Source organism: Streptomyces flavovariabilis, from assembly GCF_000725785.1.
Taxonomy (GTDB): Bacteria; Actinomycetota; Actinomycetes; order Streptomycetales; family Streptomycetaceae; genus Streptomyces; species Streptomyces hawaiiensis.
In genome coordinates this window covers 131,654-155,866 of the sequence record NZ_JNXD01000003.1, presented here as the reverse complement: position 1 = coordinate 155,866, position 24,213 = coordinate 131,654, and the positions used below count along the sequence as shown (strand labels likewise).

Annotated in this window: 19 protein-coding genes; 6 read left to right on the top strand and 13 right to left on the bottom strand. The window is 72.6% G+C overall.

The window, feature by feature from the left end; all coding sequences use genetic code 11:
* The first annotated feature begins 21 nt into the window (after positions 1-21).
* On the top strand, positions 22-756 hold the full coding sequence (locus IO24_RS0108135; protein ID WP_234335161.1) for a hypothetical protein: 735 nt from the start codon (positions 22-24) through the stop codon (positions 754-756).
* An 11-nt stretch (positions 757-767) separates the two neighbouring features.
* Here the strand turns inward: IO24_RS0108135 and IO24_RS0108130 are convergent, their stop codons facing one another.
* On the bottom strand, positions 768-2,282 hold the full coding sequence (locus IO24_RS0108130) for an MFS transporter (protein WP_031133400.1): 1,515 nt from the start codon (positions 2,280-2,282) through the stop codon (positions 768-770).
* Positions 2,283-2,515: 233 nt separating this feature from the next.
* On the opposite strand from IO24_RS0108130, the gene proP reads away from it, so the two are divergent.
* The 3 genes from proP to IO24_RS0108115 all read left to right on the top strand — a co-directional run bounded on the left by proP (position 2,516) and on the right by IO24_RS0108115 (position 4,851).
* The gene (gene proP, locus IO24_RS0108125; protein ID WP_031133399.1) at positions 2,516-4,012 is read left to right on the top strand and encodes a glycine betaine/L-proline transporter ProP; all 1,497 of its coding nucleotides are present in this window, start codon (positions 2,516-2,518) and stop codon (positions 4,010-4,012) included.
* Positions 4,013-4,122: 110 nt separating this feature from the next.
* On the top strand, positions 4,123-4,536 hold the full coding sequence (locus IO24_RS0108120) for an SRPBCC family protein (protein ID WP_031133397.1): 414 nt from the start codon (positions 4,123-4,125) through the stop codon (positions 4,534-4,536).
* A 6-nt stretch (positions 4,537-4,542) separates the two neighbouring features.
* Positions 4,543-4,851 carry a hypothetical protein gene (locus IO24_RS0108115; RefSeq protein WP_031133394.1) on the top strand — a complete coding sequence of 103 codons (309 nt, stop codon included), beginning with the start codon at positions 4,543-4,545 and terminating at the stop codon, positions 4,849-4,851.
* Positions 4,852-4,912: 61 nt separating this feature from the next.
* On the opposite strand, the gene IO24_RS0108110 is transcribed toward IO24_RS0108115, so the two are convergent.
* The gene (locus IO24_RS0108110) at positions 4,913-5,392 is read right to left on the bottom strand and encodes a MarR family winged helix-turn-helix transcriptional regulator (RefSeq protein WP_031133391.1); all 480 of its coding nucleotides are present in this window, start codon (positions 5,390-5,392) and stop codon (positions 4,913-4,915) included.
* A gap of 63 nt (positions 5,393-5,455) precedes the next feature.
* Between IO24_RS0108110 and IO24_RS0108105 the strand changes: the two genes are divergently transcribed.
* On the top strand, positions 5,456-6,298 hold the full coding sequence (locus IO24_RS0108105; RefSeq protein ID WP_031133388.1) for an alpha/beta fold hydrolase: 843 nt from the start codon (positions 5,456-5,458) through the stop codon (positions 6,296-6,298).
* On the opposite strand, the gene IO24_RS0108100 is transcribed toward IO24_RS0108105, so the two are convergent.
* From IO24_RS0108100 to IO24_RS0108060, 9 genes are all read right to left on the bottom strand, one after another.
* Positions 6,295-7,482, bottom strand: a complete 1,188-nt coding sequence (locus tag IO24_RS0108100; RefSeq protein ID WP_045295977.1) for an aromatic ring-hydroxylating oxygenase subunit alpha — start codon at positions 7,480-7,482, stop codon at positions 6,295-6,297. The genes IO24_RS0108105 and IO24_RS0108100 overlap by 4 nt on opposite strands.
* A gap of 176 nt (positions 7,483-7,658) precedes the next feature.
* Positions 7,659-8,192 (bottom strand): AAA family ATPase, encoded by a 534-nt coding sequence (locus tag IO24_RS0108095; RefSeq protein WP_031133384.1) that lies wholly within the window; start codon positions 8,190-8,192, stop codon positions 7,659-7,661.
* A 134-nt stretch (positions 8,193-8,326) separates the two neighbouring features.
* Positions 8,327-11,266 carry a hypothetical protein gene (locus IO24_RS0108090; RefSeq protein WP_031133382.1) on the bottom strand — a complete coding sequence of 980 codons (2,940 nt, stop codon included), beginning with the start codon at positions 11,264-11,266 and terminating at the stop codon, positions 8,327-8,329.
* A gap of 2 nt (positions 11,267-11,268) precedes the next feature.
* Positions 11,269-13,125 (bottom strand): HSP90 family protein, encoded by a 1,857-nt coding sequence (locus IO24_RS0108085; protein ID WP_031133380.1) that lies wholly within the window; start codon positions 13,123-13,125, stop codon positions 11,269-11,271.
* Between the two features lie 164 nt (positions 13,126-13,289).
* Positions 13,290-14,276, bottom strand: a complete 987-nt coding sequence (locus tag IO24_RS0108080; RefSeq protein WP_031133379.1) for a hypothetical protein — start codon at positions 14,274-14,276, stop codon at positions 13,290-13,292.
* Positions 14,277-14,495: 219 nt separating this feature from the next.
* Positions 14,496-16,214, bottom strand: coding sequence for a SpoIIE family protein phosphatase (locus IO24_RS0108075; RefSeq protein ID WP_031133378.1), 1,719 nt, complete (start codon positions 16,212-16,214; stop codon positions 14,496-14,498).
* Positions 16,215-16,562: 348 nt separating this feature from the next.
* The gene (locus IO24_RS0108070) at positions 16,563-17,363 is read right to left on the bottom strand and encodes an endonuclease/exonuclease/phosphatase family protein (protein ID WP_045295984.1); all 801 of its coding nucleotides are present in this window, start codon (positions 17,361-17,363) and stop codon (positions 16,563-16,565) included.
* Positions 17,364-17,621: 258 nt separating this feature from the next.
* On the bottom strand, positions 17,622-18,362 hold the full coding sequence (locus IO24_RS0108065) for an SDR family NAD(P)-dependent oxidoreductase (protein ID WP_031133374.1): 741 nt from the start codon (positions 18,360-18,362) through the stop codon (positions 17,622-17,624).
* Between the two features lie 67 nt (positions 18,363-18,429).
* Positions 18,430-20,862 carry a SpoIIE family protein phosphatase gene (locus IO24_RS0108060; RefSeq protein ID WP_031133372.1) on the bottom strand — a complete coding sequence of 811 codons (2,433 nt, stop codon included), beginning with the start codon at positions 20,860-20,862 and terminating at the stop codon, positions 18,430-18,432.
* A gap of 172 nt (positions 20,863-21,034) precedes the next feature.
* Here IO24_RS0108060 and IO24_RS41960 point away from each other — a divergent pair, with 172 nt between their 5' ends.
* Positions 21,035-22,495, top strand: a complete 1,461-nt coding sequence (locus IO24_RS41960) for an aldehyde dehydrogenase family protein (protein WP_031133370.1) — start codon at positions 21,035-21,037, stop codon at positions 22,493-22,495.
* 29 nt (positions 22,496-22,524) lie between these two features.
* On the opposite strand, the gene IO24_RS0108050 is transcribed toward IO24_RS41960, so the two are convergent.
* Both IO24_RS0108050 and IO24_RS0108045 read right to left on the bottom strand, forming a co-directional pair.
* The gene (locus tag IO24_RS0108050; RefSeq protein ID WP_031133368.1) at positions 22,525-23,586 is read right to left on the bottom strand and encodes an LLM class flavin-dependent oxidoreductase; all 1,062 of its coding nucleotides are present in this window, start codon (positions 23,584-23,586) and stop codon (positions 22,525-22,527) included.
* Positions 23,586-24,119 carry an SRPBCC family protein gene (locus tag IO24_RS0108045; RefSeq protein ID WP_031133366.1) on the bottom strand — a complete coding sequence of 178 codons (534 nt, stop codon included), beginning with the start codon at positions 24,117-24,119 and terminating at the stop codon, positions 23,586-23,588. Before IO24_RS0108045 ends, IO24_RS0108050 begins: the two co-directional genes overlap by 1 nt.
* Positions 24,120-24,213: the final 94 nt, after the last annotated feature.

The following is a 24,213-nucleotide window of genomic DNA, read 5'->3' as shown; positions in this document are numbered from 1 at the left end:
GGGTCGTCGGGGGACGGAGTCATGCGGTCCGTGCTGTGGGTGCTGATCGCCGTCGTGGCGCTCGGCGTCGGAGTGGCGTCGGCTCACGAGATCCGCGGGGCGCTGGAGCGGGAGCGGGAGTACCGCGCCGCGCCGGCCTGCGCCGATGTCCCCGTCAAGGCGCCGGGGTGCCTGTGGGAGCAGAAGTTCACCGTACGGAGCGCCGCCATGAACCGCGGTGAGCGGGGCGAGTCTCCGGAGGCGGAGCTGGTGCCGCCGTCCGGCGAGCCGTGGGAGGTGACGTTCCTGCGCACCGAGCCCGTGATGTCCGAGATGGAGCCGGACGAGAAGGTCGTCGGTGTGATCTGGCACGGGCAGGTCGTCGAGGTGCGGGACGCCGAGGGGCGTCGGCAGCAGACGTCCGACGGGCCGGTGGGATGGCCCGAGGACCGTCTGGGCGGTGCGCTGGCCTGCGTGTCGTTCGGTCTGGCGGCCCTCGTGGGCGGGCTGTGGCCCCTGTTCGCGCGGGGCGAGCAGCGTCATGTGACGGCTGCCAAGATGGTGCGGTGGCACGGCGTCGGACTGGGCGCCACGGCGATCCTGACGCTGTGGGCGCAGGCGGCCAACGACTGGCCCCTCTGGGCCATCCCCGCGATCTGGGGGCCGCTCGCGCTGCTGCTCCTGGCATCGATGACGGCCTTCGCCCTCGGCGCGCTGCGCGGCGAGCTCGACGACGACGCACCCACCCCGCGAAGGCCCCGGCCGCGGACCTCGTGAGCTCGTGGGACTCAGGTCTGCCGGGAGTGTACGGGACTGTGGGCGACGTCGTCCGGGCACGGGCGGTGCGGCTCCCTCGTCCGCCGGTCGCGCCGCCAGTCGTACGCCGCGAGGGCCAGGGACGCGGCCATGCCGACGAGCCCGGCCACCATCGCGAGGAAGAGGGCACCGCGGTAGTCGTCGCTCCTGCTGCCGAGCACCAGGTAGTAGAGACCGGGCAGGGCGGCGGTGCCCACCGCGGCGCCGAGCCGCTGCCCGGTCTGCAGCGCGCCGCCCGCCGCTCCCGCCATGTGTACCGGTACCTCGCGCAGCGTCATGGTGATGTTGGGGGAGATCACGCACCCGCCGCCGACGCCGCCGAGGAACAGGACCGGGGCGGCGAGCCAGGGGGCGAGGTCGAGGGGCGCGAAGCGCAGCAGCAGCGCGGTGCCGCCCAGCCCGAGGATCACGCCCGTGAGCCCGCCCACGGTGAGCAGGCGGCCGAGCCGGTCCACCAGCCGCCCGGACACCGCGGCCGCGACGGCCGAGCCGAGGGCGAAGGGGGTCACGGCGAGGCCCGACTCGAGCGGGGAGTAGCCCAGGCCGTGCTGGTAGAAGAGGGCGAAGACCAGCCAGACGCCGCTGAAGCCGATGAAGTAGAGCGTGCCGACGCCGGCGCCCACGGCGTAGCCGCGCACGGTGGTGAACAGGCGCGGGTCGAGCAGCGGCTGGGTACCGCGGTCCAGCAGGCGGCGCTGCCAGCGGGTGAAGACGAAGAGGAGCGCGGCACCGGCCGGGAACATCCACCACAGCCGGGTGAGGCCGCCGCTCTCCGCCTGCACCAGCGGGTACATGAGCGCGAGGACGCCGAGACCGAGGAGCACGACGCCGGGCAGGTCGACGTGTTCCCGGCCCGAGCGCCGGGTGCGGGGCAGCAGGCGGCGTCCGAGGAGGATCGCGAGGATGCCGATGGGGACATTGACGTAGAAGATCCACCGCCAGCCCTGGGCGCCGTCGGCAAGGGCGAGGATCAGACCGCCGGTGAGGGGGCCGACGGCGGAGGAGATGCCGACGGTGGCGCCGAAGAAGCCGAAGGCGCGGCCGCGTTCGCCGCCTCGGAACATCTGCTGGATGAGAGCGGAGTTCTGCGGGGCCATGAAGCCGGCCGCCAGGCCCTGGGCGAGCCGGGCCGCCACCAGCAGCGCGATGTTCGGGGCCGCTCCGCAGGCCGCGCTGAAGAGCACGAATCCGCTGAGGGCGAGCAGGAAGATGCGGCGCCGGTCCAGGGCGTCGCCGAGGCGGCCGGCGGTGACGAGGGCGAGGCCGAAGGAGAGGGCGTACCCGGACACCACCCACTGCACCTCGGCCGCGGAGGCGTGCAGTTGCCGCTGGATGGTGGGCAGGGCCACCGCCACGATCGACACGTCCAGCAGGCTCATGAAGCCGGCCACCAGCGTGACCCACAGGGCCCGCCACCGGTTCGGGTCCGGCTCGTACCCGGCCTCCCGGGCGCCCTGGTCGTGGCCGCCCGCCGCTGACGCCGTCACTTGGGCTCCTCTCACCAGCCGCGCACCCGGCGAAACAGGTTCCCCCGCCGGGGCACGGGCACACACCCGTCCCGGAGATCCTCCCGGACGGCGCGGCGACCCGCCTCTCACCCTGAGCGCCCGTGCATCACGTTCCGTGACCGACCGTACGCCGCGCGAAGGGGTTCGTTTGAGCGCGCGAGATCTGTGCAGGCGTGGTGCTTGGAAGAACGAACGGCGAAAGGAACCACGTGATGGCGGCGCCCGACAACGACGAGTCGGTGGATCCCGCGGCTGTGAGACGACACCGCGTGCTGTTCCGGGCGATCGAGAAACGACGTCGCCCGAAGCTGCGCCGCAGCGACATCACGGTGACCGACGACGCGGCGGTCAAGCGCGCCACCAAGGCCGCCGCCCTCGGCAACGCGATGGAGTGGTACGACTTCGGCATCTACAGCTATCTGGCGTCGACCATCGGGAGGGTCTTCTTCCCCTCCGGCAACGACACCGCCCAGCTGCTCGGCTCCTTCGCCACGTTCGCGGTGGCCTTCCTGGTGCGTCCTCTGGGCGGCATGGTCTTCGGGCCGCTCGGTGACAAGGTCGGGCGTAAGCGCATCCTCTCCCTCACCATGATCATGATGGCGGTGGGGACCTTCGCCATCGGTCTGGTCCCCTCGCATGCCGCGATCGGTCTGTGGGCCCCGGCCCTGCTGATCTTCTTCCGGCTGGTGCAGGGCTTCTCGACCGGCGGGGAGTACGGGGGCGCCTCGACGTTCATCGCGGAGTACGCGCCCGACAAGCGGCGCGGCTTCTTCGGCAGCTTCCTGGAGCTCGGCACGCTCGCCGGCTACGTCGGAGCCTCCGGCCTCGTCGTCGTCCTGCAGACCCTCCTCAGCGACGACCAGATGCTGTCGTGGGGCTGGCGCGTCCCGTTCCTGCTCGCGGCCCCGCTCGGCCTCATCGGCCTCTACCTGCGGCTCAAGCTGGACGAGACGCCCGCCTTCCAGAAGCTGGAGGGCGGCCAGGCGAAGGCGAGCGAGGCCGCCGACGCCGTGGAGACCTCGGCGGCCGCCGACCTCGGCAAGATCTTCACCCGGTACTGGCGGCCGCTGCTGCTGTGTCTGGCGCTGGTCGCGGCGTACAACATCACCGACTACATGCTGCTGTCGTACATGCCGACGTACCTGTCCGACGAGCTGGGCTACGAGACCAATCACGGGCTGCTGATCCTGCTCGTCGTGATGGTGCTGCAGATGTGCGTCATCAACCAGGTCGGGCGGCTCTCGGACCGCTTCGGGCGCAAGCCGCTGCTGATGACGGGGATGCTCGGTTTCCTGTTCCTGTCCCTGCCGTCGTTCCTGCTCATCCGGCAGGGCAGCGTCGTCCTCATCACCCTGGGCCTGCTGCTGATGGGGCTCTCGCTGGTGGCGATGCTCGGCACGATGTCGGCGGCGCTCCCGGCGATATTCCCCACGCAGGTGCGCTACGGGTCGCTCTCGGTGGCCTACAACCTGGCCACCTCGATCTTCGGCGGTACGACACCGCTGGTGATCACTGCTCTGATCAGTGCCTTCGACTCGACCCTCATGCCGGCGTACTACGCCACGGGCGCCGCGGTCGTCGGCGTCATCGCGGTGCTGTGCATGCGCGAGACCGCCAACAAGCCGCTGGCCGGCTCCCCGCCGTCCGTGGAGACGGAGGCGGAGGCGGAAGAACTCGTCCAGGCGCAGACCCCGCAGCCCAAATTCTGATCGGCGGGAAGCCCCGTCCGCACCCCGCGGGCGGGGCCTTTCGCGGTTAGGGGCGGGCAGGCCGGGAACGCGGTGGGCGCTACGACCCCCGAGGTGAGGCCGGTAAGGCGATGACCGAGTACGAACGTTCCCGCACGATGCCCGCACGGCCCGAGCACGTCTTCGACCAGGCCGCGAACGTCGGCCGGCTGGACAGCTGGCTGCCCGAGGCCCTGCACGTGGAGGCCGGGGAACTGCCGGCCGTCACCGTGCACGAGGACCGCACCGACGAGGACACCTCCGCCCTGTTGCGCGCCCGGCCGGACCAGATGCGGCTCGAATGGGGCACTCGTGACCAGGGCGGCTACGCGGGCTGGCTGCAGGTAGCCGGTCTGGACGGCGGAGCCAGTGAGGTGACCGTGCACCTGTCGTTCTTCGACGGCGGCCACGACCCGGGCGAGCAGGCCGTCGCCGACGCCCTGGACACCAGCCTGCGGCGGCTGGAGGAGCAGGTGCGGCTGCACGTCGACCACGCGGCCGGCTGACCTGCAGTGGCGCGCTCCAAGCAGTACGCCGTCGCGGCGTCCGGGCAGTGGACCGACGAGGAGGAGGGGCGGCGCCGGCTGCCCTCCGGTGAGGTGCACGCCTGGGAGCCGGGCCGCAACGAGACGGTCTGCGGCCTGTCCCTCAGCCGTTCCCGCCTGGTCCGCTTCCCGCACGTCGGCTGGCCGGACACCTTCCCGGAGTCCGGTGGCGCCGCGGACCGGGTGCAGCGCCTGTGCCCGCGCTGCGCCTCGGTGGCGGGCCGCCGCGGCCCCCACGCCCGCCCGCGCTGGCAGCGTACGAATCCCCGGCCTTGAGGCCTCGGCTGTCCTCTCGGAATGGCGCGGCACCGGGCCCACTGCCGGTGCCGGGAAGAACTCACGCTCCCCCGTCGTCGTCCCGCTGGACTCGCCGCCCGGCCGCGGTCACATCACGCATGGCCAGCAGGAACCGCCGTACCACGGCCAGTTCCGCCTCGTCGAAGGACCGCATCGAGTCGACCATCCCGTGGATCAACGGACCGAAGAAGGACCAGCCCAGCCGGACGGCTTCGTCCCGCACCACCAGCAGTACGCGGCGGCGGTCCTGGGTGTCCCGCTCCCGGCGCACCAGCCCGAGTCGCTCCAGCCGGTCGACCAGGGCCGTGGTCGACGCGGAGTTCACCCCCAGCTGCGCACCCAGCCACCCCGGGGTGGCCCGTACGCCCTCCCGGCCGGCGTCCAGCAGGTGGATCAGCGCGCGCACATCCGTGGGATGAAGCCCGTTGCGGCCGGCGAACTCGGCTGCGAACAGGTCCAGTTCCATGGTCACGGCCCGCAGCAGATGCACCAGTCGCAGACCGGGATCCTGGTCGTCCATGCTTCACTCCTCTAATATCTCGATGGTCGAGAGTATCGTTGAGCGAGGCATTGGGGCGGGGACATGGATGACACGGCAGCGTTCTTCGAGGCGTACGACGCCGTCCTGCGACGGTGGCCCGTGCAGACGCACGGCGTCGACGTCCCCACCCCCTACGGCAGCACCCGGGTCCACATCGGCGGGCGCGAGGACGGTGTCCCGCTCGTCCTGCTGCCCGGCGGCGGAACGACCTCGGCCGCCTGGTTCGCCAACGTCGGCGCCCTGGCCCCGGCTCACCGGATCCACGCCGTCGACCTGATGGGAGACATCGGCCGCAGCGTGCACGACGGAGTACCGCTACGCGGCGCCGCCGATCTGACAGCCTGGCTCGACGCCCTCTTCGACGAACTGAACCTGGACGGCGCGCACCTGTGCGGGCACTCCTACGGCGCCTGGATCGCCCTCAACTACGCCCTGCACGCGCCCCACCGGCTCGGCAGGCTCGCGCTGCTCGACCCGGTCAACTGCTTCACCGGCATGAGCCCCCGCTACCTCGCGCACGCCCTGCCGATGCTGCTGAAGCCCACCGCCGGGCGCGTGCGCGCCTTCCACCGGTGGGAGACCGGCCGTGATCCCGAGGATCCGGTGTGGCAGGCGTTCCTGGAGAGCACCGCCACCGCCCGCCGGTCGAAGGTCGTGGCCATGCGGCGCCCCGAGGCGCGGGCACTCGCGGCATGCGCCGTCCCGACGGCGGTGCTGCTGGCCGAACACAGCCGTGCTCATGACCCGCGGCGTGCGGCGGCCGCCGCACGCCGGCTCCTGCCCGGGGCGAGCGTGGTCACCGTGCCGGGTGCCTCCCACCACTCCCTCCCCACCGAACGACCCGCCGAACTGAACCGGCTGCTGACGGAGTTCCTGGCCCTCTAGGGGGTGTCGGCGTCCGCCCGCAGGACCGGACCTCGGTCGTCGCCGTTGCACAGCGAGGCGGCGCCGCACGCGCCGGTCCGGGGGAGGATGGGGACTCCGTTGGCGCGCAGCACCTCGCGGACGTCCAGGATGAGGGAGAACACCTCGCGGTTGCGGTCCGCGCCCTGCTCGTCCCAGGCCCGCTGCTCGGCCTCGACGGCCATCCGGTCCTCGGCGAACACCCGCTCGGTGAAGCGCCGGATGAGCGGCCAGGCCATCTGCAGAGCGCCGGGGATCCGCGGCTTCTCGATCATGAGCAGGCCGAACGTACGGCATCTGCGCTGCTCGGCGTCCTCGGGCACATAGGCGACCCAGAGGCGGAAGGCCGGCCGCTCGGCGTTCTCCGGGACCAGGTCCAGAGTCTGGTACGGGTACTCGGTGCGGATCGTCATGACGTCGCGGGAGTCGCTGCCGCCGATGCCCTCGGCTGCCAGCAGGCTGGCCCCGCGGTTCCGCTTGCCCCCGGCGTGGCTGAAGAGGTACCTGGCCTCCACCGACCGCTCGTCGGTCCGGAAGTCCAGCAGTTCGGGACGGAGTTTGCCCACCACGCCCCGGTGGAGGAACTGGTGGTTCATGTCGAGCAGGTTCTCGTGCATGAACGAGTAGTGGCAGCGCACCGTCCGGGAGTAGGTCATCGTCCTGTACCGCGGCGAGCCGAACGCCGGCAGGTCCGGCAGCGGGGTGACGGCCGCCTTGTCCGGGTCACCGGGGAACGCGAACACCAGGCCGTACGCCTCGCGGACGGGGTAGCCGCGCACGCCGCGCGGGGGCCGGCCGTCGCCTTTGGAGAGGTACGGGATCTGCGAGATGCGGCCGTCGCCGCGATAGGCCCACGCGTGGTAGCAGCAGCGGAGCACCTCGCCCTCCACGACGCCCATGCTCAGCGGCACCTGCCGGTGGGCGCACCGGTCCTCCAGCGCGTACACGGTGCCGCTCTCCCCGCGGTAGAGCGCGATGCGCTCACCGGCGAACGTCGTGGCGAACGCCCGCTTGCTCCGCACGTTCTTCGACAATGCGACCGGATACCAGAAATCCGGGTTCGCTCCGACGCGCCGGAGGTCGACCATGCCGGTACTCGGGTCACGGTGCGCCGAGGGCCACTCGGCCCCGGCAGAGAAGGTCCCGGCCTCGTCGGTCTCGGTCATACCTCTCCCTCGCGCGTACGGGCAGCGACAGCCGCGGGTCACGTCGGGCAGCACCGAGCTGCCGACGCGGGGCGCCCGGCACCGCCCATCCTGACCGCGACGGACCACTCGCGCCCTGCCCGGCGCGTACGGACGGGTGAGTCCCCGGGGGCGCCGCTCCGTGGCCGGGCGCCGGACTAGAGGTCGGTCTCGGGCAGACCCGCCAGGCCGGTGTCGAGCATGATGCGGTCCACGGTCTCCCTCAGGGTGCTGTCGGCGCCGATGACGGTCTCGACGCCGCCGGGCAGCAGGTCCAGTTCCCGGTACCAGTCCCGTAGCTGAGGCTCGCCGACCTCGTGCGCGATCGGCTTGGTCGCGTGGCGGACGAGGGTCTGCTCGAACGGCACGTGCAGGTAGTACGCGTGGGTCGGTCCACGGTGGTCGGCCCGCAGCCGGGTCAGCATCTCGCCGTAGCGGTCGGCGTACAGCATCCCCTCGATGACGACGTGGTATCCGGCATCGAGGGCGTAGCGGGCCGTCAGGTCGATCAGACCGATGTTCGCCGCGCCTGGCCGGTCCCGCTCCCGCAGCACGACGCGGCGCAGATTGTCCTGTCCGACCAGCGCCAGCCCCCGCCCGAACCTCTCCCGCATCCCGGCCGCGACGGACGACTTCCCCGACCCGCTGTTGCCCCGCAACACGACCAGCCGGGTCTGTTCGTTCCCCACCATCACGGAGGCCACATTACGAGAGGCGCCGCGTGGCCCTCCTGGCCCGGATCGTCGTGCGCGGGCAGCGCGACAGCGCCGGCGCACGCGGAGGCACGGGGCGGGCGCAGCAGTGCGCACCGGCCCCGTGCCCCGCTTCACTCCTCGTCGCGCAGCCGGGCCGCCAAGGAGGTCAGCGGCTCCGTCTCCTCGGTGTGGCCCAGGGCGGTCAGGCGGGCGATCGCCGCGTCCAGGCGGGTGCGGGCGGGGGCGGGGCGTTCCAGGTAGAGGCCCTCCACGGCACCCGCGAGGCGGACGCACTCGGCCCATTCGCCGGCGCGGTCGTCGTCCTCCCGTCCCGGCTCGCCGAGCAGGGCGAGGGCCTGCTCCAGTGCCGCCAGGGCGTCTTCGTACGCGCCGGCGTAGGCGTTGACCCGCCCGTGTTCGTAGGCCAGAGCCGTGTCCAGAGAGCGGCCGTGAGCCTCGTACCCGGCGGCCCGGGCCTCGTCGGCGACCCGGCCGGCGTCGGCGAGGACGGCGAGGGCGTCGGGCAGGCCGTCGGGGCCCTGCTGCTGCGCCTGGAGACGGGCGAGTTCGCGCAGGGAGTTGCTGAGGTGCTCGTAGCGCGGGGCCCGGGCATGGGCGGCCAGTGCCTGGTCGGCTGCCTCGCGGGCCCGGCCGAAGTCGCCGGACTCGGCGAGGAGTACGGCCGTCTCCGCGGCGATCATGGCGTGGCTGCCCGGGTCGTCGTCCCATCCGGCGGACTCCGCCGCGAGGGCGACGAACTCCGCCGTGGCGGCCTTGAGGTCCTCCCCTGCGTGCAGCGCGCGGGCGCGGGTCAGACGCAGCTGGGCGACGAGCCGGTCGTCCAGCTCGCCGGCGGCCACGTCCGGTTCGGCCAGCAGGGAGTCGAGCAGCGCGATGCAGTCCTCGACGCGGCCCAGGTCGAGGCTGAGCTGGGCGGCGTTGCTGTACGTGCAGTACGCGTCGGTGCGGCTGCCGCGGCGCAGGTCCAGCTCCGCCGAGCGCGTCAGGTGCCGCAGTGCCTCGTCGGGGCGGCCCAGGCGCAGGCAGGCCTCGGCCAGGTCGGTGTGGAGACGGGTGGGGTCGACCGTGTCGCCCGGCCAGTCGGCGGCCAGCCGCAGTCCCTCGGCCAGGTCGGTGTACGCGGCCTGGGGCTCCTGGAGGACGAGCTGGAGCCTGCCGCGCAGTCCGAGTGTGCGGGGCAGGTGCCAGGCGGGTCCGTGCGCCTTGAGCCGCTCGAGGAGGGCGTCGGTTTCGGTGACCGCGGTGGGCAGGTCGCCGGAGATGGCGTACGTGGTGGCCCTCAGCAGCTGGGCGCCGGAGATCTGGCCGGCAAGGTCGTGCCGGGTGGCGAACGCGCGCAGCCGGTCCGCCTCGGCGAAGACCGGCGCCACGTGCTCTTCGCTCCCCGTCGTCTGCAGGCGCAGGGCGAGGGCGGTCGCCCGCAGCCGCAGCAGGCGTGCTTCCTGGTGCGGGGTGAGGCCGGGCGTCTCCTCGTGCATACGGACCAGGGACGCGTGCGCGGCGGTCAGGGCGGCGGCCTTCGCCTCGGGCCCGTCGGCGCCCTCCGTGGGGATCTCGGCGGTGGCGAGCAGGACGCAGGCACGGGCGAGCGCGGCGTCACCGGGCGCGCCGGCGTCCTCGTACAGGGCCGCGGCCTCCTCGTGCAGCGCGGCGGCGTCGGCGAACCGGTCCCTCTCGCCGGCCCGGTTCGCCTCGTCGGCCAGCAGGTCCGCACGCAGCCGGGCGAGCGGTCCCACGGCCGGATCGTCGGGGTGGGTGTAGTCGCGGGCGGCGACGAGAGTCCGCAGCCGCGCCCAGCAGGCCTGAGCGTCCGGGTGCCCCTGTTCGTCCGACGTCCGGGCGCGGAGGATGAGTTCGGGGAGCGAGTCGGGGACGGCGGCATCCGGGCGGACGGCGGTCGCGGCGACGGGGGAGGCCGGGGTCACGTCGTCGAGGCTGCGGGTGCGCAGGGTCAGCTCGAGTGTGTCCAGGAGCGGGGCGCGGTCCAGGCGGGCCCTGCGGCGGCTTGTGTGGGCCGCGGTTCCGTTGCGGGCGTCGAAGCGGGCGGCGAGGTCGTCGGCGCGGTCCCGCACCTCGGCGCGCAGGCCGGCGACGGTCCAGGTGCGGCCCGCGTATCCGGCGGCGGGCAGCTCGCCGTGGCCGAGGGAGCCGACGCGCTGCAGGAGGACCTCCACGCCGGTCAGGAAGTCGAGTTGGTCCAGCGGCGAGTCGACCTCGTCGAACAGGTTCCGGTTCTCGGCGAGCAGTTCCAGGCCGCGGGCCTCGTTGCCGGTCAGCGCGCAGAACTCCAGGTGCCGGCCGACCTCCCCGGACATCGAGGGGTTGCGGCGGCAGCCGCGGTAGCCGGCCAGGTGCAGTTCGCGGGCCCGGTCGGTGCGGCCGGTGCGCAGCAGGGGCAGCAGCGCGTACGACAGGGAGCGGGCGGGCTCCTCCTGGCATGACTCCTTGCCGGCCAGGACGGGCTCCCAGGCCCGCAGGGCCCGTTCGTCGTCGCCCGCCGTGAGGTGGTACAGGGCGCGTTCGCAGATCTCGCAGGCCTCGCAGTCGCTGAGCCGGGTGCGGCTGCGGCCCGCCCACAGCTCGTAGGCGAGGGCGGTGTCCTCGCCTACGTGGGCGGCGAGCTGGTACGCCTGTCCGTAGTAGGGGTGCAGGCCGAGGCCGGCCTTCTCGTAGCGGTCGCGCATCTCCGTCAGCCACTGGCGCAGGCTGGCCAGCGGTATCTCGGGCAGGGCGCGCAGGGCGTTGGACACCCACTTGAACCGCCAGAACAGCATGTGGCGCAGGCGGTCGTCGAAGATGTCGGGCTGCTCGTCGAAGAGGGTGAGCAGGCGCGCGAACACGACGGGCGACTTCCGGGGCTCGGAGCCGTAGGTGTACGCCTCCTGGAGTTCGAGGAGCGCGTGGACGAGCGGCACGGGCTCGGCGAACTGCTCGGCGGCGTCGACGAGTTCCTCTGCGGTGACGGTGCGGGTGCGGCCGTAGGGGCGCCGGTCGTTGTCCTGGAGCGCCTGGTACAGCTCGTCGGTGGTCTGGGGTGCGGTCGTCGGCATCGTCAGCTGTCCTTGCGGAGGGCGTGGGCGAGAAGGTCGAGGAAGGAGCGGTTGATCAGGCTCGACTCGGCGGGCCTGAGCGGGCGCCGGGACAGCATCGCGGCCTGCCCGTAGAGGGCTTCGGCACTGGTGCGGGCCAGCTCGGGCTCGTCGATGGCGACGGCGGTGCGGACCAGCGGGTTGAGCTGGTTGAGGATCAGCTGGGCCCGCGGGGCCTCCTGGCGCAGGGCGCCGAGGATGTCGCCCCACAGGCCGCCGTCCTGCTCACGGGCGAGCTGGGAACGGGTGCGCTCGTGCCGGGCCTCGCGGCTGTCGACGAGCAGGGCGGGGGCGGAGGCCGGCTGGAAGGTGCGCAGCGCGACGTCGCAGTCGAAGACGGCCAGGGCGTCGCGGGCCTGGGCGAGGTAGGCCGCTGCGGCGAGTTCCGTCTCCCGGTCGACGGGGTCGAGGTGGGCGGTGAGGGTCTCCGGATCGAGGTCGGCGACGGTGGCCTCGGGCCTGATCTCGGGCAGCCGGTGGACCAGTTCACGGTCGTAGGTGTATCCGCCGTTGACGACGCCGAGCCCGGCGGCCGAGGCGATCGCCGCGACCTGCCGGAACTCCTCGACGCTGGATGTCACGAGCACGGTGCGGTGGGTGCGCGCGAACTCGTCGAGGGTGGTGTGCCCGTCGGTGGTCTCGAACGGCAGCCAGGGCAGCAGCATCCGCAGGATCTCGTCGTCGTGCACGGCGAGCGACTTCACGGCCAGGTGGTGGGCCTGGAGGAACCGGCCGAGCAGGTCCGGGTCGCTGGCCGCGGCCCGGGCGATCCAGGCGCGCAGCCGCTCGGCGAGGGCGTCGCGGACGGCGGCGAGGGTGTCGTCCTCGTACAGGGACTCGCGGGACGCCGTCGGGCGCAGGCTCTCGGCGTCGACGACGCAGCGGACGAAGAACGCCCACTCGGGCAGGATCTCCTCGGCCTGCTCGGACAGCAGCATGCCTTTGACGTGCACGCGGTGGCCGTGGCGGCGCCCGGCCGGGACGGTCTCGGGCAGCACGCAGGCGATGCCCTTCAAACCTACGGCTGGCAGGTCCAGCTCGATGGTGTCCAGCGGCTTGAAGCCGAAGACCTCCTCGCCGTAGGCGGCCAGGGCACGGGAACGGGCTCCCGGAGTGGGGTGCGTCCGCGCCCAGGGGGCGGGCTCGGGGTTGACGGACGTGCCCGGGCCGCCTGTGCCGCCTGTGCCGTCGTCGAAGGTCACCGGGTGGCGCAGCAGGGAGCCGAAGTGCCGGGCCAGCGCGTGCACTTGCGCCGGGCGGGTCCACTCCCCCGCGTCGGTGCGCGGGGTCAGCGTGACGGTGGTGCCGGGCCGGGGGCGGGCGGAGGCGGGCAGGGCGCGGACGGTGTAGCTGCCGTCGCCGCGGCCGCGCCACTCGACGGCCGGCGCGCCGGGGGTACGGGCGGAGCGGCTCAGGACGTGGATCTCGTCCGCGACGAGGAAGCAGGAGAGCAGGCCGATGCCGAACTGGCCGATGAAGTCACCGCGTTGCTCGGCGATCCGGTCGGCGCGCTTGCTGCTGCGGCCGATGGTGGCGAGGAAGCTGTGCACGTCGGCCTCGGTGAGTCCGACGCCGTCGTCCTCGACGCGTACGACCGAGCCGTCGGCGTACAGACGGACGCCGAACGCGTCGGCGGGGGCGGCCGGTTCGAGGGTGCGCCGGGCGGTCAGTGCGTCCACCGCGTTCTGCATCAGTTCGCGCAGGTAGACGCGGGGGCTGGAGTAGAGGTGGTGGGAGAGGAGATCGACGAGGCCGCGCAGGTCCACCTGGAACGTGCGGTCGGCGCCGTGCGGGTTCGGGGCGGTGCCGGGGAGAGTCATGGGGCAGTCCGGGGTGGGAGAAGTGACGGGATGGCGAGTGGCGCGCGGGCGGCACCGGGCCGGGCGGGCAGGCGCTGGGGTGTGCGGGCAGTCGCTGGGGTGTGCGCGTGGGCGCGCGGAACCGGCGCGGGCTCAGGCCCCGAGCCCCGTCGGGCCCGGAGGGCTCAGGCGCGGCGGTGCCGGCGGGCGAACTGCTTCTCGGGCTCGGAGAAGTAGCCCCAGGGCCACTCGGTGTAGGCGCCGTCCAGCGTCTGGAAGACGCGCCGGACCGTGTGGCGCTCACCGGACAGGGACAGGGCCATGGCGAACATGTTGAAGTCCTGCTGCCAGCCCGGGCGCCACACGTAGGCGGGGTGGAGGATGCTGTGGTCGGCCGCCTCCCGCAACTGCGCCTGGATCTCCTCGGTCACGAGGTAGTCCCCGCGGTCCGACTCGACCCACTCCTCGATGTACGCCATGGCGATCAGGCAGCCGAGACGGTGCCCGTGCGGGGCGCGGGCGAACGCGCCCTGGGCGAACGCCAGGGCCTGCCCCGGCTCGCCGCCCCAGCGGGGCTGCAGCTGCGACAGCCACTCGAGGTGCGTCTCCGGATCCAGCGGGTCGCGGCGCAGGGCGGCGTCGCGGCGGGCCTCGTTGATCCCGGCGCCCAGTGACATGCCGCGGCCGGAGGTGAGGAGTTGGCGCCAGGGCGTGACCCAGTCCGGCCGCAGCTCGGCGGCCTCCAGCAGGTGCTCCTCGGCGGTCTCGAGCCGCTCGTGGAAGACCCGCCACTGCTCCTGCGTGACGTTCACGGCGCGCTCGGCGGTCCGCGCCTCCCAGCCCCAGGCGATGTGGCGGGCCCCGGATATGAGCAGGGCCGTCGCCCGGTGCTCCTTGTCCTCCTCGACGGCCCGGACGATCCAGTCCTGCACGCCGCCCAACTCGGCGAGTTCCCCCAGGACTCGATGGTCGCGGCCGAGATCGAAGGGGGCCAGCGCCGTCTTGACCGCCGCCCAGTCACCCGCGTCGGCCGCCTCGATCAGGGCGAGCACCCACGTGTCCCCGAGCGCACGCAAGGTGTACATCCCGTTCTTCTGCCTGCGCGGGACCGGGAGGATGTGCGGATCCCCCTCCGGTCTCTCTGCACCCCTGCCGAACAGTCTGCCGAACATGCCGCGCCCTCCCCTGGTCCCGCGTGATCTTCCGGTGCAGCATAAGCGGCCCCACCGACACGCTCTCCATCGGGTTTTCACCATCGCTTCACAGGGTTCCGGTCCGGCCCCCGACAGATGGCTCACGCCCGGGCAGCGCGTCGACCCGCCCACGGGGACGGCGGCGGTCCTCCTCACCCGGATGGGGACGGAGAGCCCGACGCCCGCACCGGCGAGGGATCAGACCCCGGGGACGCGCAGGGTCAGGACGGCGACGTCGTCGTCGTTTCCGGAGGGGCGGACGCGGCGCAGGAGCTGGTCGGTGAACGAGGTGAGGGGGCGGTGGGCGAGGGCAGCAGCGTGCTGGCGCAGGAGGTCCAGTCCCTCGTCGAGGGTGCGGCGGGGAGCTTCGATGAGGCCGTCCGTGTACAGCACCAGGGTGGAACCGGGCGGCAGCTGCGCGGTGGCGTCCGGGCGCCGGGTGCCGGTCTGGGTGCCCAGGAGGATGCCGTGACCGTCGGTGAGGTAGCGGGCCAGGCCGTCCCGGCTGATCAGCAGCGGCGGGGGGTGCCCGGCGTTGGTCCAGGACAGCTGCCAGTGGCCGTCGTCGGCCGGTTCGATCCGGGCGAAGATCGTCGTGGCCATGTCCACGTCGGTGATGTGCTGGATCGCCTCGTCGAGCCGTTCGACGATCCGGCTGGGGGGCTCGTGCTGGGACCAGGCGTAGGCGCGGAGCATGTTGCGGACCTGCGCCATGCCGGCCGCCGCCTCCAGGTCATGGCCGACGACGTCTCCGATGGCCAGGGCGGTGGACGCGTCGGGCAGGGGGAAGGCGTCGTACCAGTCGCCGCCGACCTGCGAGGCGTCCGGTGCGGGCAGGTAGCGGACGGTCATCTGCAGGCCCGAGACGCCCGGCATCTGCGGCAGCAGATGGTTCTGCATGGTCTCGGCGACCTTGCGCTGGCGCTGGTAGAGACGGGCGTTGTCCACGGCGAGGCCGGCCCGGCGGGCGATGTCCTCGACGAGGGGGAGGTCCATGGGCGTGAAGGCCGCCTGATTCCCGTCGCGGCCCAGCGTCAGGGCTCCCAGGACCGCGCGGGTGCTGCGGATGGGCACGATGGCCGCGGATTTCATCCCCGTGACGTCGAACAGGCGGCGCTGCTCGACCGCGATGCCGGAGTCCGGTGGCCCGTGGTAGGTCTGCGGGTCGGCCAGGTTGGAGGCCACGCCGCGCAGGGCTCTGGACAGGGGCATCGGGGACTCCTCCGGGATCGGCGGCATCGGCCCCTGCAGATCCTCGTGGTGCGTGAGGGTGCCGCCGTCGGCGTGGACCACGACGGTACGCCACACCTCGTCGCGCTCGGTGATCAGGTCGATGACCGCCCAGTCCGCGAGCCGGGGCAGGACCAGGACCACGAGCCTGCGCAGCGCCTCGTCGACGTCGAGGGTGGAGGTCAGCTGCGCGGTGGTCTCGGCCAGCAGCGCCAGCCGGTGCAGTTCGGACAGCGGCTGGTACGCCGGTTCCGGCTGTGGGCCGCTGACCTGCGGGTGGTCCGGGGTGTGGAAGACGACGAGCGTCCCGGCCTGCCGCCCGCCGACGTCGTACGGCGTGATCAGCCAGGAGATGCGCAGCAGGGTGCCGTCGGCGCGGGCGAAGTAGTCCTCGTCGGACTGGGCCGTGCGTCCGGCGTGGAAGGCCTGCCGCATGGCGCACTGGGTTCTCGGCAGTGGCTGCCCCTGCGGGCCGCGGTGCAGCAGGTCGTGCGCGTCATGCCCCATCAGGTCTTCGGCGGACCGGCCCAGCAGGCGCTCGGCGCGGGCGTTCGCGGCGATGAAGCAGCCCTTCTCGTCCACGACGTAGGCGCCGGCGCCGATGGCTTCCAGAGTCCCGGCGAGCACGAGGGACGCTGTCGGCACGGACGGCCCGAGGACGGTCTCCGTGTGCTCCGGCCCCGTCATCGCGGCCTCCCTCCTGCTCGGGCCGGCGTCCCTGTCGCCGGCATGTCCTGCTTGCTTGCCTTCCCCGTATGCCCATGCGAGGCAAGATTCCACGTCGCGGGGCGGCGTCGCGTCCCGCGCCGGACTGTGATCACGGGGTGCGGGGCCGCTGACCTGCGATCCCGGGGAACCGGGCCGGACCGGGCGGTCGAGACGCCGGGGCAGGCTGCGCAGGTGGCGTCGTTCAGACGACCGGACGGGCGGCGTGCTGGGCGCAGGGCTGGGCGACGCGGCTGGGCGGTGTCGTCGCCGGCGGGGAGGGAGCCCCTCCCGATGGTCGACGTCGGGTAGGCGTAGGCCGGGCGCGGGTCAGGCCGGGTCCACGTCGGTGTGCAGCATGTGGTGGTCCGAGTACGGGGTCGGAAGCACGCGGTGCCGGAGCGGGACGAACCCGCGCAGGAACACGTAGTCGAACTTGCTCTGCCAGTCGGTGGTCGGCTGGCAGGTCCCGGTGGGCGACGGACGGCACTGGGGGTCCGCGTCCGTGGCCAGGGCCCATATCCCGGCGAGTTCGGGGGTGTCCGGCACCGCGTTGAAGTCGCCGAGAAGGATCGCGCGATCGTGCCGGGCGACCTCTGCGGCGAGTACGCGAGTCTGGTCCGCCCGGACCGCCTCCTGACGCCGTTGGGCGAGATGCGTGTTGAAGACCCGGACGGACCGGCCGCCCACGGTGGTGGTGACGGCCATGTAACCGCGGTCTTCGGAGCCGCCGTCGGGATACTCCACGTTGACGCGGTCCGTCATCGGTGCGGCCGAGAGGATCGCCTGACCGAAGGCCCCCGGATTCCACGGCGCTCCCCCGCAGCGGCCCCACTTCCGCAGCACCGACCCGTACTCGACGTGGTAGACCAGCCCGTGAAGGTTCTCCAGGTACTCCCGGATCCGCTCCACGTCACGCACGCACGCCTCTTGCAGGCCGATGACCTGGGGCGCGTACGCGGCGATCTCCGCGGCCCGGTCGACGTCGCTCACCTCGCAGGGGTTGCAGATGTTCCACGTCATGACCCGGTTCGGTACGACGTCCCCGGCGGCCTCCGCGGGCTGCGCCCCGGCGAACAGGGCACCGGTCGGTGCACTGGGGCCGACCAGCACCATGCAGAACGCCACCATGGCGCCCGCGAGCAACCGCGCGCCCGTGCCACGACCGAGCACCCTCGCCTCCTCACGGTGGATGCACCTGCCTCTGACGTCTCATGCACGAGATTAGGGGACGGGGCCTCGGAGACTCACGTGCACTCCCCTCTCACTTCGGATCACTCGGCCCCGGGGCGGAACGTGGAGCGCCGGGGCCCGCCCACGCTCCACGGCCCCGGCGCCTTCGACGGTGCGGGACCGGCGCAGACTCCCGTCCCGCCCGGGGCCGGCCCCTCAGGTCAGATTCAGCCCGCCGTCGAGCACGACGACCTCACCGGTGAGATAGGTGCTGGCGATCACCGATGCCACGAGGCCGGCCACGTCGTCGGGCCGGGCCGGGCGGCGCATGGGGGCACGGTCCCGCCACAGTTCGTGTGCCTGTGTCCAGTCCTTCGTCATCGGTGTGTCCACCAGCCCCGGCGCCACCGCGTTCACCCGCACCTCCGGCCCGAGCGCTGCCGCAAGCAGCCGGGTCACATGATTGAGCGCGGCCTTGCTCGCGGCGTAGGGCACCGAGGAGCCCTTGGGCCGGACGCCGGCGTGGCTGGTGATGTTCACGATGCTGCCGCCGGCCGGTGAGCGGCGCAGCGCCGGAAGGGCCGCTGTGCACAGCACCCATGGCGCGATCAGGTTGACCTCCAGCAGGTGCCGCCAGTCCGCCGGTGTCGCCGCGGCGAGGTCGGCATGCGGGATCGGCCGGCTGATGCCCGCGTTGTTCACCAGCACGTCCAGCCGCCCGTACCGGTCGAGAGCCGCCTCGACCAGTCCCCGGGCCTCCTCCTCCACTGCCAGATCCGCCCGCACGTACGCCCCGCCGAGCTCCGCTGCCAGGGCCTCCCCGGCCTCCGCACTGCGCCGCGAGTGCACGACGACGCGCATACCGTCCGCCGCCAGCCGCCGCGCGACGGCCTCCCCGATCCCGGAAGTGGACCCGCTGACCAGGGCTACGGGCCGATCCTCACGTTCGATCTCCATGTCTGCGGATCTTGCCACGCCCGCCCGGAGACGGACCGGCCGGTGGACGGTACGCAGGGGTCGCGCCTCAGTCGGCGGGAAGTGACTGCTCGGCCCAAATGATCTTGCCGTTGGTGATCTGACGGGTACCCCAGCCCTGGGTGAGCTGGGCGACGAGAAGCAGCCCGCGTCCGCCTTCGTCGAAGGTACGGGCCCTGCGCAGGTGGGGTGCGGTCGTGCTGCCGTCGGAGACTTCGCAGATGAGCGTGCGGTCGTGGATCAGCCTGAGCTCGATGGGGGGCCGGCCGTACCGGATGGCGTTGGTCACCAGTTCGCTGACGACCAGCTCGGTGACGAACACAGCCTCCTCCAGGCCCCACTCGGACAGTTGCCGGCAGGCGGCCTTGCGCGTCTCGGCCACCGCTGCGGGGTCCGGCGGCACCGGCCAGGTCGCCACGTGGGAGGCGTCGAGGGCGCGGGTGCGGGCCACGAGGAGCGCCACGTCATCGGAAGGGCGATCCACCAGCAAGGTGCGCAGCAAGGCGTCACAGGTGGCTTCCAGATCACCGGCCGGTCGCCGCAGCACCTCGCGCATGGCGGCGATCCCTTCGTCGATGTCATGGCCGCGGACCTCGACGAGCCCGTCCGTGTAGAGCACGAGCAGGCTGCCCTCGGCCAGCTCCAGCTCGGTCGACTCGAAGGGCAGGCCGCCCAGGCCGAGGGGAGGCCCTGCCGGAACGTCGATGAAGTCGACGGTGCCGTCAGGTGCCACAAGCGCGGGCACGGGGTGGCCCGCGCGGGCGATCGTGCAGTGGCGGGAGACCGGGTCGTAGACGGCGTACAGACAGGTGGCGCCGATGTCACCGTCGAGCTGGGCCATGGTGTCCGCCCCACCGGCCAGGCGGTTGACCTGATCGTCGAGGTGGGTCAGCAACTCGTCGGGAGGCAGGTCGACATCAGCCAGCGTGCGTACGGCGGTGCGCAGCCGCCCCATGGTCGCCGAGGCCTGGATGCCGTGGCCCACGACGTCACCGACGACCAGAGCGACCCGGGCGCCGGAGAGCGGAATGACGTCGAACCAGTCGCCGCCCACACCGGCCCGGGCGCTGGCGGGCAGATAGCGGGAGGCGACGTCCAGCGCCGCCTGCTCGGGCAGGCCTTGGGGGAGCAGGCTGTTCTGCAACGTGAGGGAGGTGTCACGCTCGCGGGTGTAGCGCCGGGCGTTGTCGATGCACACGGCGGCGCGGGCAGTGATCTCCTGGCCCAGCAGCAGATCGTCCTGCGCGAAGCGCTTGGGCCGCCGGTGGCGGGAGAACGTGGCCACTCCCAGGGTGAGACCACGCGCGCGCATGGGCACCGCCAGCACCGAGTGGAACCCGAACTGCCGCATCCGTTCGGCGCGTTGCGGGGCCGTCCGGTCCAGCTCCTCCAGGGCGGCGGGCGTGATGTGCTCGATGATCGGCCGCCCCGCGGCCAGGCACCGCGCTGCGGTGGAACCCTCCGGGTAGGCCGCCACCGTCCCGTGCTGCACCACGGTTTCGGGGCAGCCTTCCAGAACCGACTGAGAGGCGACCCGGCGCAACCTCACCGGGCCGTGCGGAGCGCCCTCGGGCGGGTCCTCACCTCCTTCGATCGCCGGCAGCAGATCGACCGTGACGAAGTCCGCGAACCGCGGGACGGCGACGTCGGCGAGTTCCTGGGCGGTACGGGGCAGGTCCAGAGTGCTGCCGATCCGCCGGCTGGCGTCGTCGACCAGGACCAGTCGCTGCCGGGCGAGGTACTGCTCCGTCACGTCGTGTGCCGACAGCAGGACACCTTCGGGTCTCCCGTCGGAGTCCCGCACAGGGACGAGGGACACCGACCAGGCGCTCTCCCGCTCATGGCCGGCGAGGCGCAGCGCGGCGCCGAGCTCCTGGAGACGGCCGGTCTCCAGCGCGGTGCGCATGCCCTCCTCGGTCCGCTCGCTCTCCGGGTCGAGGACGATCTCCGTCACCCGCAGACCGCGCATCTCCTCCTCGGGCAGGCCCATCACCCGTTCCATGTCCGCGTTCGCCCAGCGCAACCGCAGTCCGGTGTCGTACAGGGCCATCGTGTAGGGAGCCTGCGCGAAGCTGCGCCGCACGAAGGCGTCGTCCTCAGGCGTGGGTGCCGGCCGGGCCACCGGTGACACCAGCAGCCAGTCGTCGCCCGCGTCGTTCGCCCGGTGATGGGCCAGCAACCCGACGGTGAGCCGGTGACCGTCCCGGTGCAGCAGGGTCGCCGTCCCACTCCACCTTCGCAGGCCGGTCAGCGCGTCCGCGTCCGGTACGTGCGTGTGAGCGGCGTCCGCGAGGAGCCGGGCCGCGTGCCGGCCGACCACTTCGGGGGCCCGGTATCCGAGCAGTCGCCGGGCCCCTTCGTTCCACGCGGTCACGACACCGCGGCCATCGACGACGACCCTGGCCGTGGCCGCCTCGTCGACATGTTCCCGAGACCCCCCGCTCGGCGGTCCCTCGTCCCGGGCGGACGCGGATCCGATCATGACCTCATCTCGCCTCACTCCCGCCCTGGGGCCGCCCGCCGGGGAGCGTCCTGAACCCGAGGTGCGCCGCACCTTCGTTCCTTACGACACTAGACATCAAACGCGACAGATGTGCGCGAACAGGTCCTTATGGCAGGACGGCGGCATCGATCGGGGACGGAGAGTGGGACCCATGGCTGTCATCGGCGAGAAGTGGCCGGACCGGGCCGAGTGGGCCGGAAAGATCTACAGCTCGGGCTGGCGCGAGTCCGAGGGCGGCACCCGTCAGGTGATCGAACCGGCCACCGGGGACGTACTGGCCGACATCGGCATCGCCTCCCCCGCGGACGTCGCCCGGGCCGGCGCACGGGCAGCCCGGGCCGCCGGGGACTGGGCCGCGGCAGCTCCTTCCGATCGGGCCGAGGTCCTGCTGCGCGCGTCCGCCGCCCTGCGTCAACGCGGCGACACATTCCGCGACTGGATCGTCCGCGAGTCGGCCGGCGTCCCCGCCAAGGGCGACTACGAGATCGTCGCCGCCCTCGCCCAACTGACGCACGCCGTCGGACTGACATCCCTGCCCCGGGGTGAGGTCCTGGCCCCTCAGGCCGCCGGCGGGACGAGTGTGGCGTGGCGGGTGCCGCTCGGCGTCGTCGGTGTCATCAACCCCTGGAACGCGCCGCTGCTCTTCGCGATGCGCGCGCTGGCGCCCGCCCTCGCACTGGGCAACACCGTGCTGCTGAAACCCGACCCGCTCACCCCGGTGTCCGGGGGCGTCCTGATCGCGCAGCTCTTCGAGGATGCCGGGCTGCCCGACGGCGTACTGCACGTTCTGCCGGGTGGCGCGGAGACCGGACAGGCGGTCGCGGCGGCCCCTCATGTCGCGATGGTCGCGTTCACCGGCTCCACCGAGGCAGGACGCGCCGTGGCCCGGGTGGCGGGTGAGGGGCTGAAGCGGGTCTCCCTCGAGCTCGGCGGCAAGAACTCGCTCGTCGTGCTCGAGGACGCGGACGTGGAGGCGGCCGCCCTGGCCGGAGCGGTGAGCACCTTCGGATACCAGGGGCAGGCGTGCGTCGCCGCCGGCCGCCATCTGGTCCACACCGACCTGGTCGAGGCGTACACCGACGCGCTGGTCGGGCATGCGCGGGCCCTGCGCATGGGCGACCCCCGCGAGGACGGTGTCAGCGTCGGCCCGGTCATCAGCGAACGGCAGGCCACCAGGATCGAGCACCTCGTCGACGAGAGCGTGGCCGCCGGGGCGCGGGTGCTCACGGGCGGCCGACGCGACGGGCTCTTCTACCCGCCCACCGTGCTGGACCACGTCGACCGGGCCATGCCCGTGTTCACCGAGGAGATCTTCGGTCCCGTCGCCCCGGTCATTCCCTTCCGCGGTGAGGCGGAGGCCGTCGAGATCGCCAACGACACCGCGTACGGTCTGACGGCGGCCGTGCACTCCGGCTCCGTGCCCAGGGCGACGGCTGTCGCCGAGCAGCTGCGCACCGGCATGGTCCACATCAACGACGTGTCCGCCAAGGACGCCGCGAACGCCCCCTTCGGAGGCATGGGCAGCTCCGGCAACGGCTCCCGCATCGGCGGCACGGCCAGCCTGGAGCAGTTCACCCAGTGGCGCTGGATGACAGCACCGGGACCGGCGTGACACAGGACCGGAACCAGCCGGTCCTGTCGCTACCGCGCCGCCTCGTCCTCGATCTCGCGGACCAGATCGATGGCCCGGCCGAGCGTGGTGAGGCGGGCGTCCAGGGTCTCACCGGCCGGGTAGAAGCGGACGGTGTCGACGCCGGTGTCGCGCCACACGCGCAACCGCTCGCGCACCATGGCCTCAGTTCCGATCAGCGTGGTTGCGAGCACCATCTCGTCGGTGACCAGGTCGGCCGCGCCGTCCCGGTCCCCGGCCTGCCAGCGCGTCCGCACTTCGGCGGCGACCTCCGCCCATCCCTGGCGGCTGTAGGCGTTGTTGTAGAAGTTCGTGGTCGCGGAGCCCATGCCGCCGAGGCTGAAGGCGAGTTCCTTCTTGCGTGCGGCCACCATCGTGCGCAGCGCGTCCTCGTCATCGGCGAAAGCGACCTCGGCGCCCTGGCAGATGTCGAGGTCGGAGCGGGTGCGACCGGCAGCGGCCAGGCCCTGGTCCAAGTGGCCGAAGTACGCCTCTCCGGCACCCTCGGGCACGAAGCTGGTGCCGAGCCAGCCGTCGGCGATCTCACCGGTCAAGCGCAGCATCTTCGGCGAGAGGGTCGCCAGGTAGACGGGGATCTCGTACTCGGCGCGCATCGACAGACGCATGGGCTTCGCCTCTCCGCCGGGCAGCGGAAGCTGGAACTCCCGTCCGGAATAGGAGACCTTCTCCCCCGCGGCGGCCCGGCGCACGATCTCGACGGTTTCCCGCATACGTGCCAGCGGCCGGGTGAAGGGCACGCCGTGCAGCCCCTCGATCACCTGCGGTCCCGAGGGGCCGAGTCCCAGGAGGAAGCGCCCTCGGGAGATCTGTGACAGCGTGATCGCGGCGCGGGCGATGGCCATCGGTGTGCGGGTGCCGAGCTGGATGATTCCGGAGCCGAGCAGCATGCGCTCGGTCTTCGCGGCGAGGTAGCCCAGGGGGGAGGGCGCCTCGGAGCCCCAGGCCTCCGCGACCCAGCAGATGTCCAGACCGAGTTTCTCCGCCTCGGTGACGTAGTCGACGATCTCCCGCCAGTCGCCACCGGAGGCTTCGATCGTGGTGGACGTACGCATCAGCGGCTCGCCTCATCCGGGGTCCGGGGGTTCTCGGCCAGCTTCTTGATGGCTTCGAGAGTGGCGGCCATGCCGGCCTCGAACTCCCGCATGCGGACGAAGACGATCTTCTGCTCCTTCTCCGGCATGCGATCGATGGCGAAGGAGAGACCCGAGCGGGCCGGCCCCAGCTGCATCCACTCCCGCAGCAGCGTGCCGCCGTCCTGCGGCTCCAGGGTGAACCGCCAGACGGCCGAGGGGTGTTGCGGGTCCTCGACGGCCCAGGCCAGCACCCGCGGCGGCTCGTACTCGACGATGTGGGACGTGGTGGCCCACTCCCCCAGCGCCGCGTGCTTGCTGCGGCCGATGAACCGGGCGCCGGGTGCAGGGCCGCTCCGGCCGTCCAGCCACTCCACCGACTGCAGTTCGGAGCTCAGGCTCGGCATCAGCTGAATGTCGGACACCAGCTTCCACACCCCCGTCGGCGGGGCGGCGATCCAGGTGTGGACCTCGGCCGTCGGTTTGTCGGCGTAGCGCACGCCCGTCCACTCCATGATCGAGCAGCCTCCCTGGCCATTGAGAACCTCAACATCAGTACGTGACCAGTAAAGTTGCGTAGATAGACTCACTTGTCAAGGGCGGGCCCGG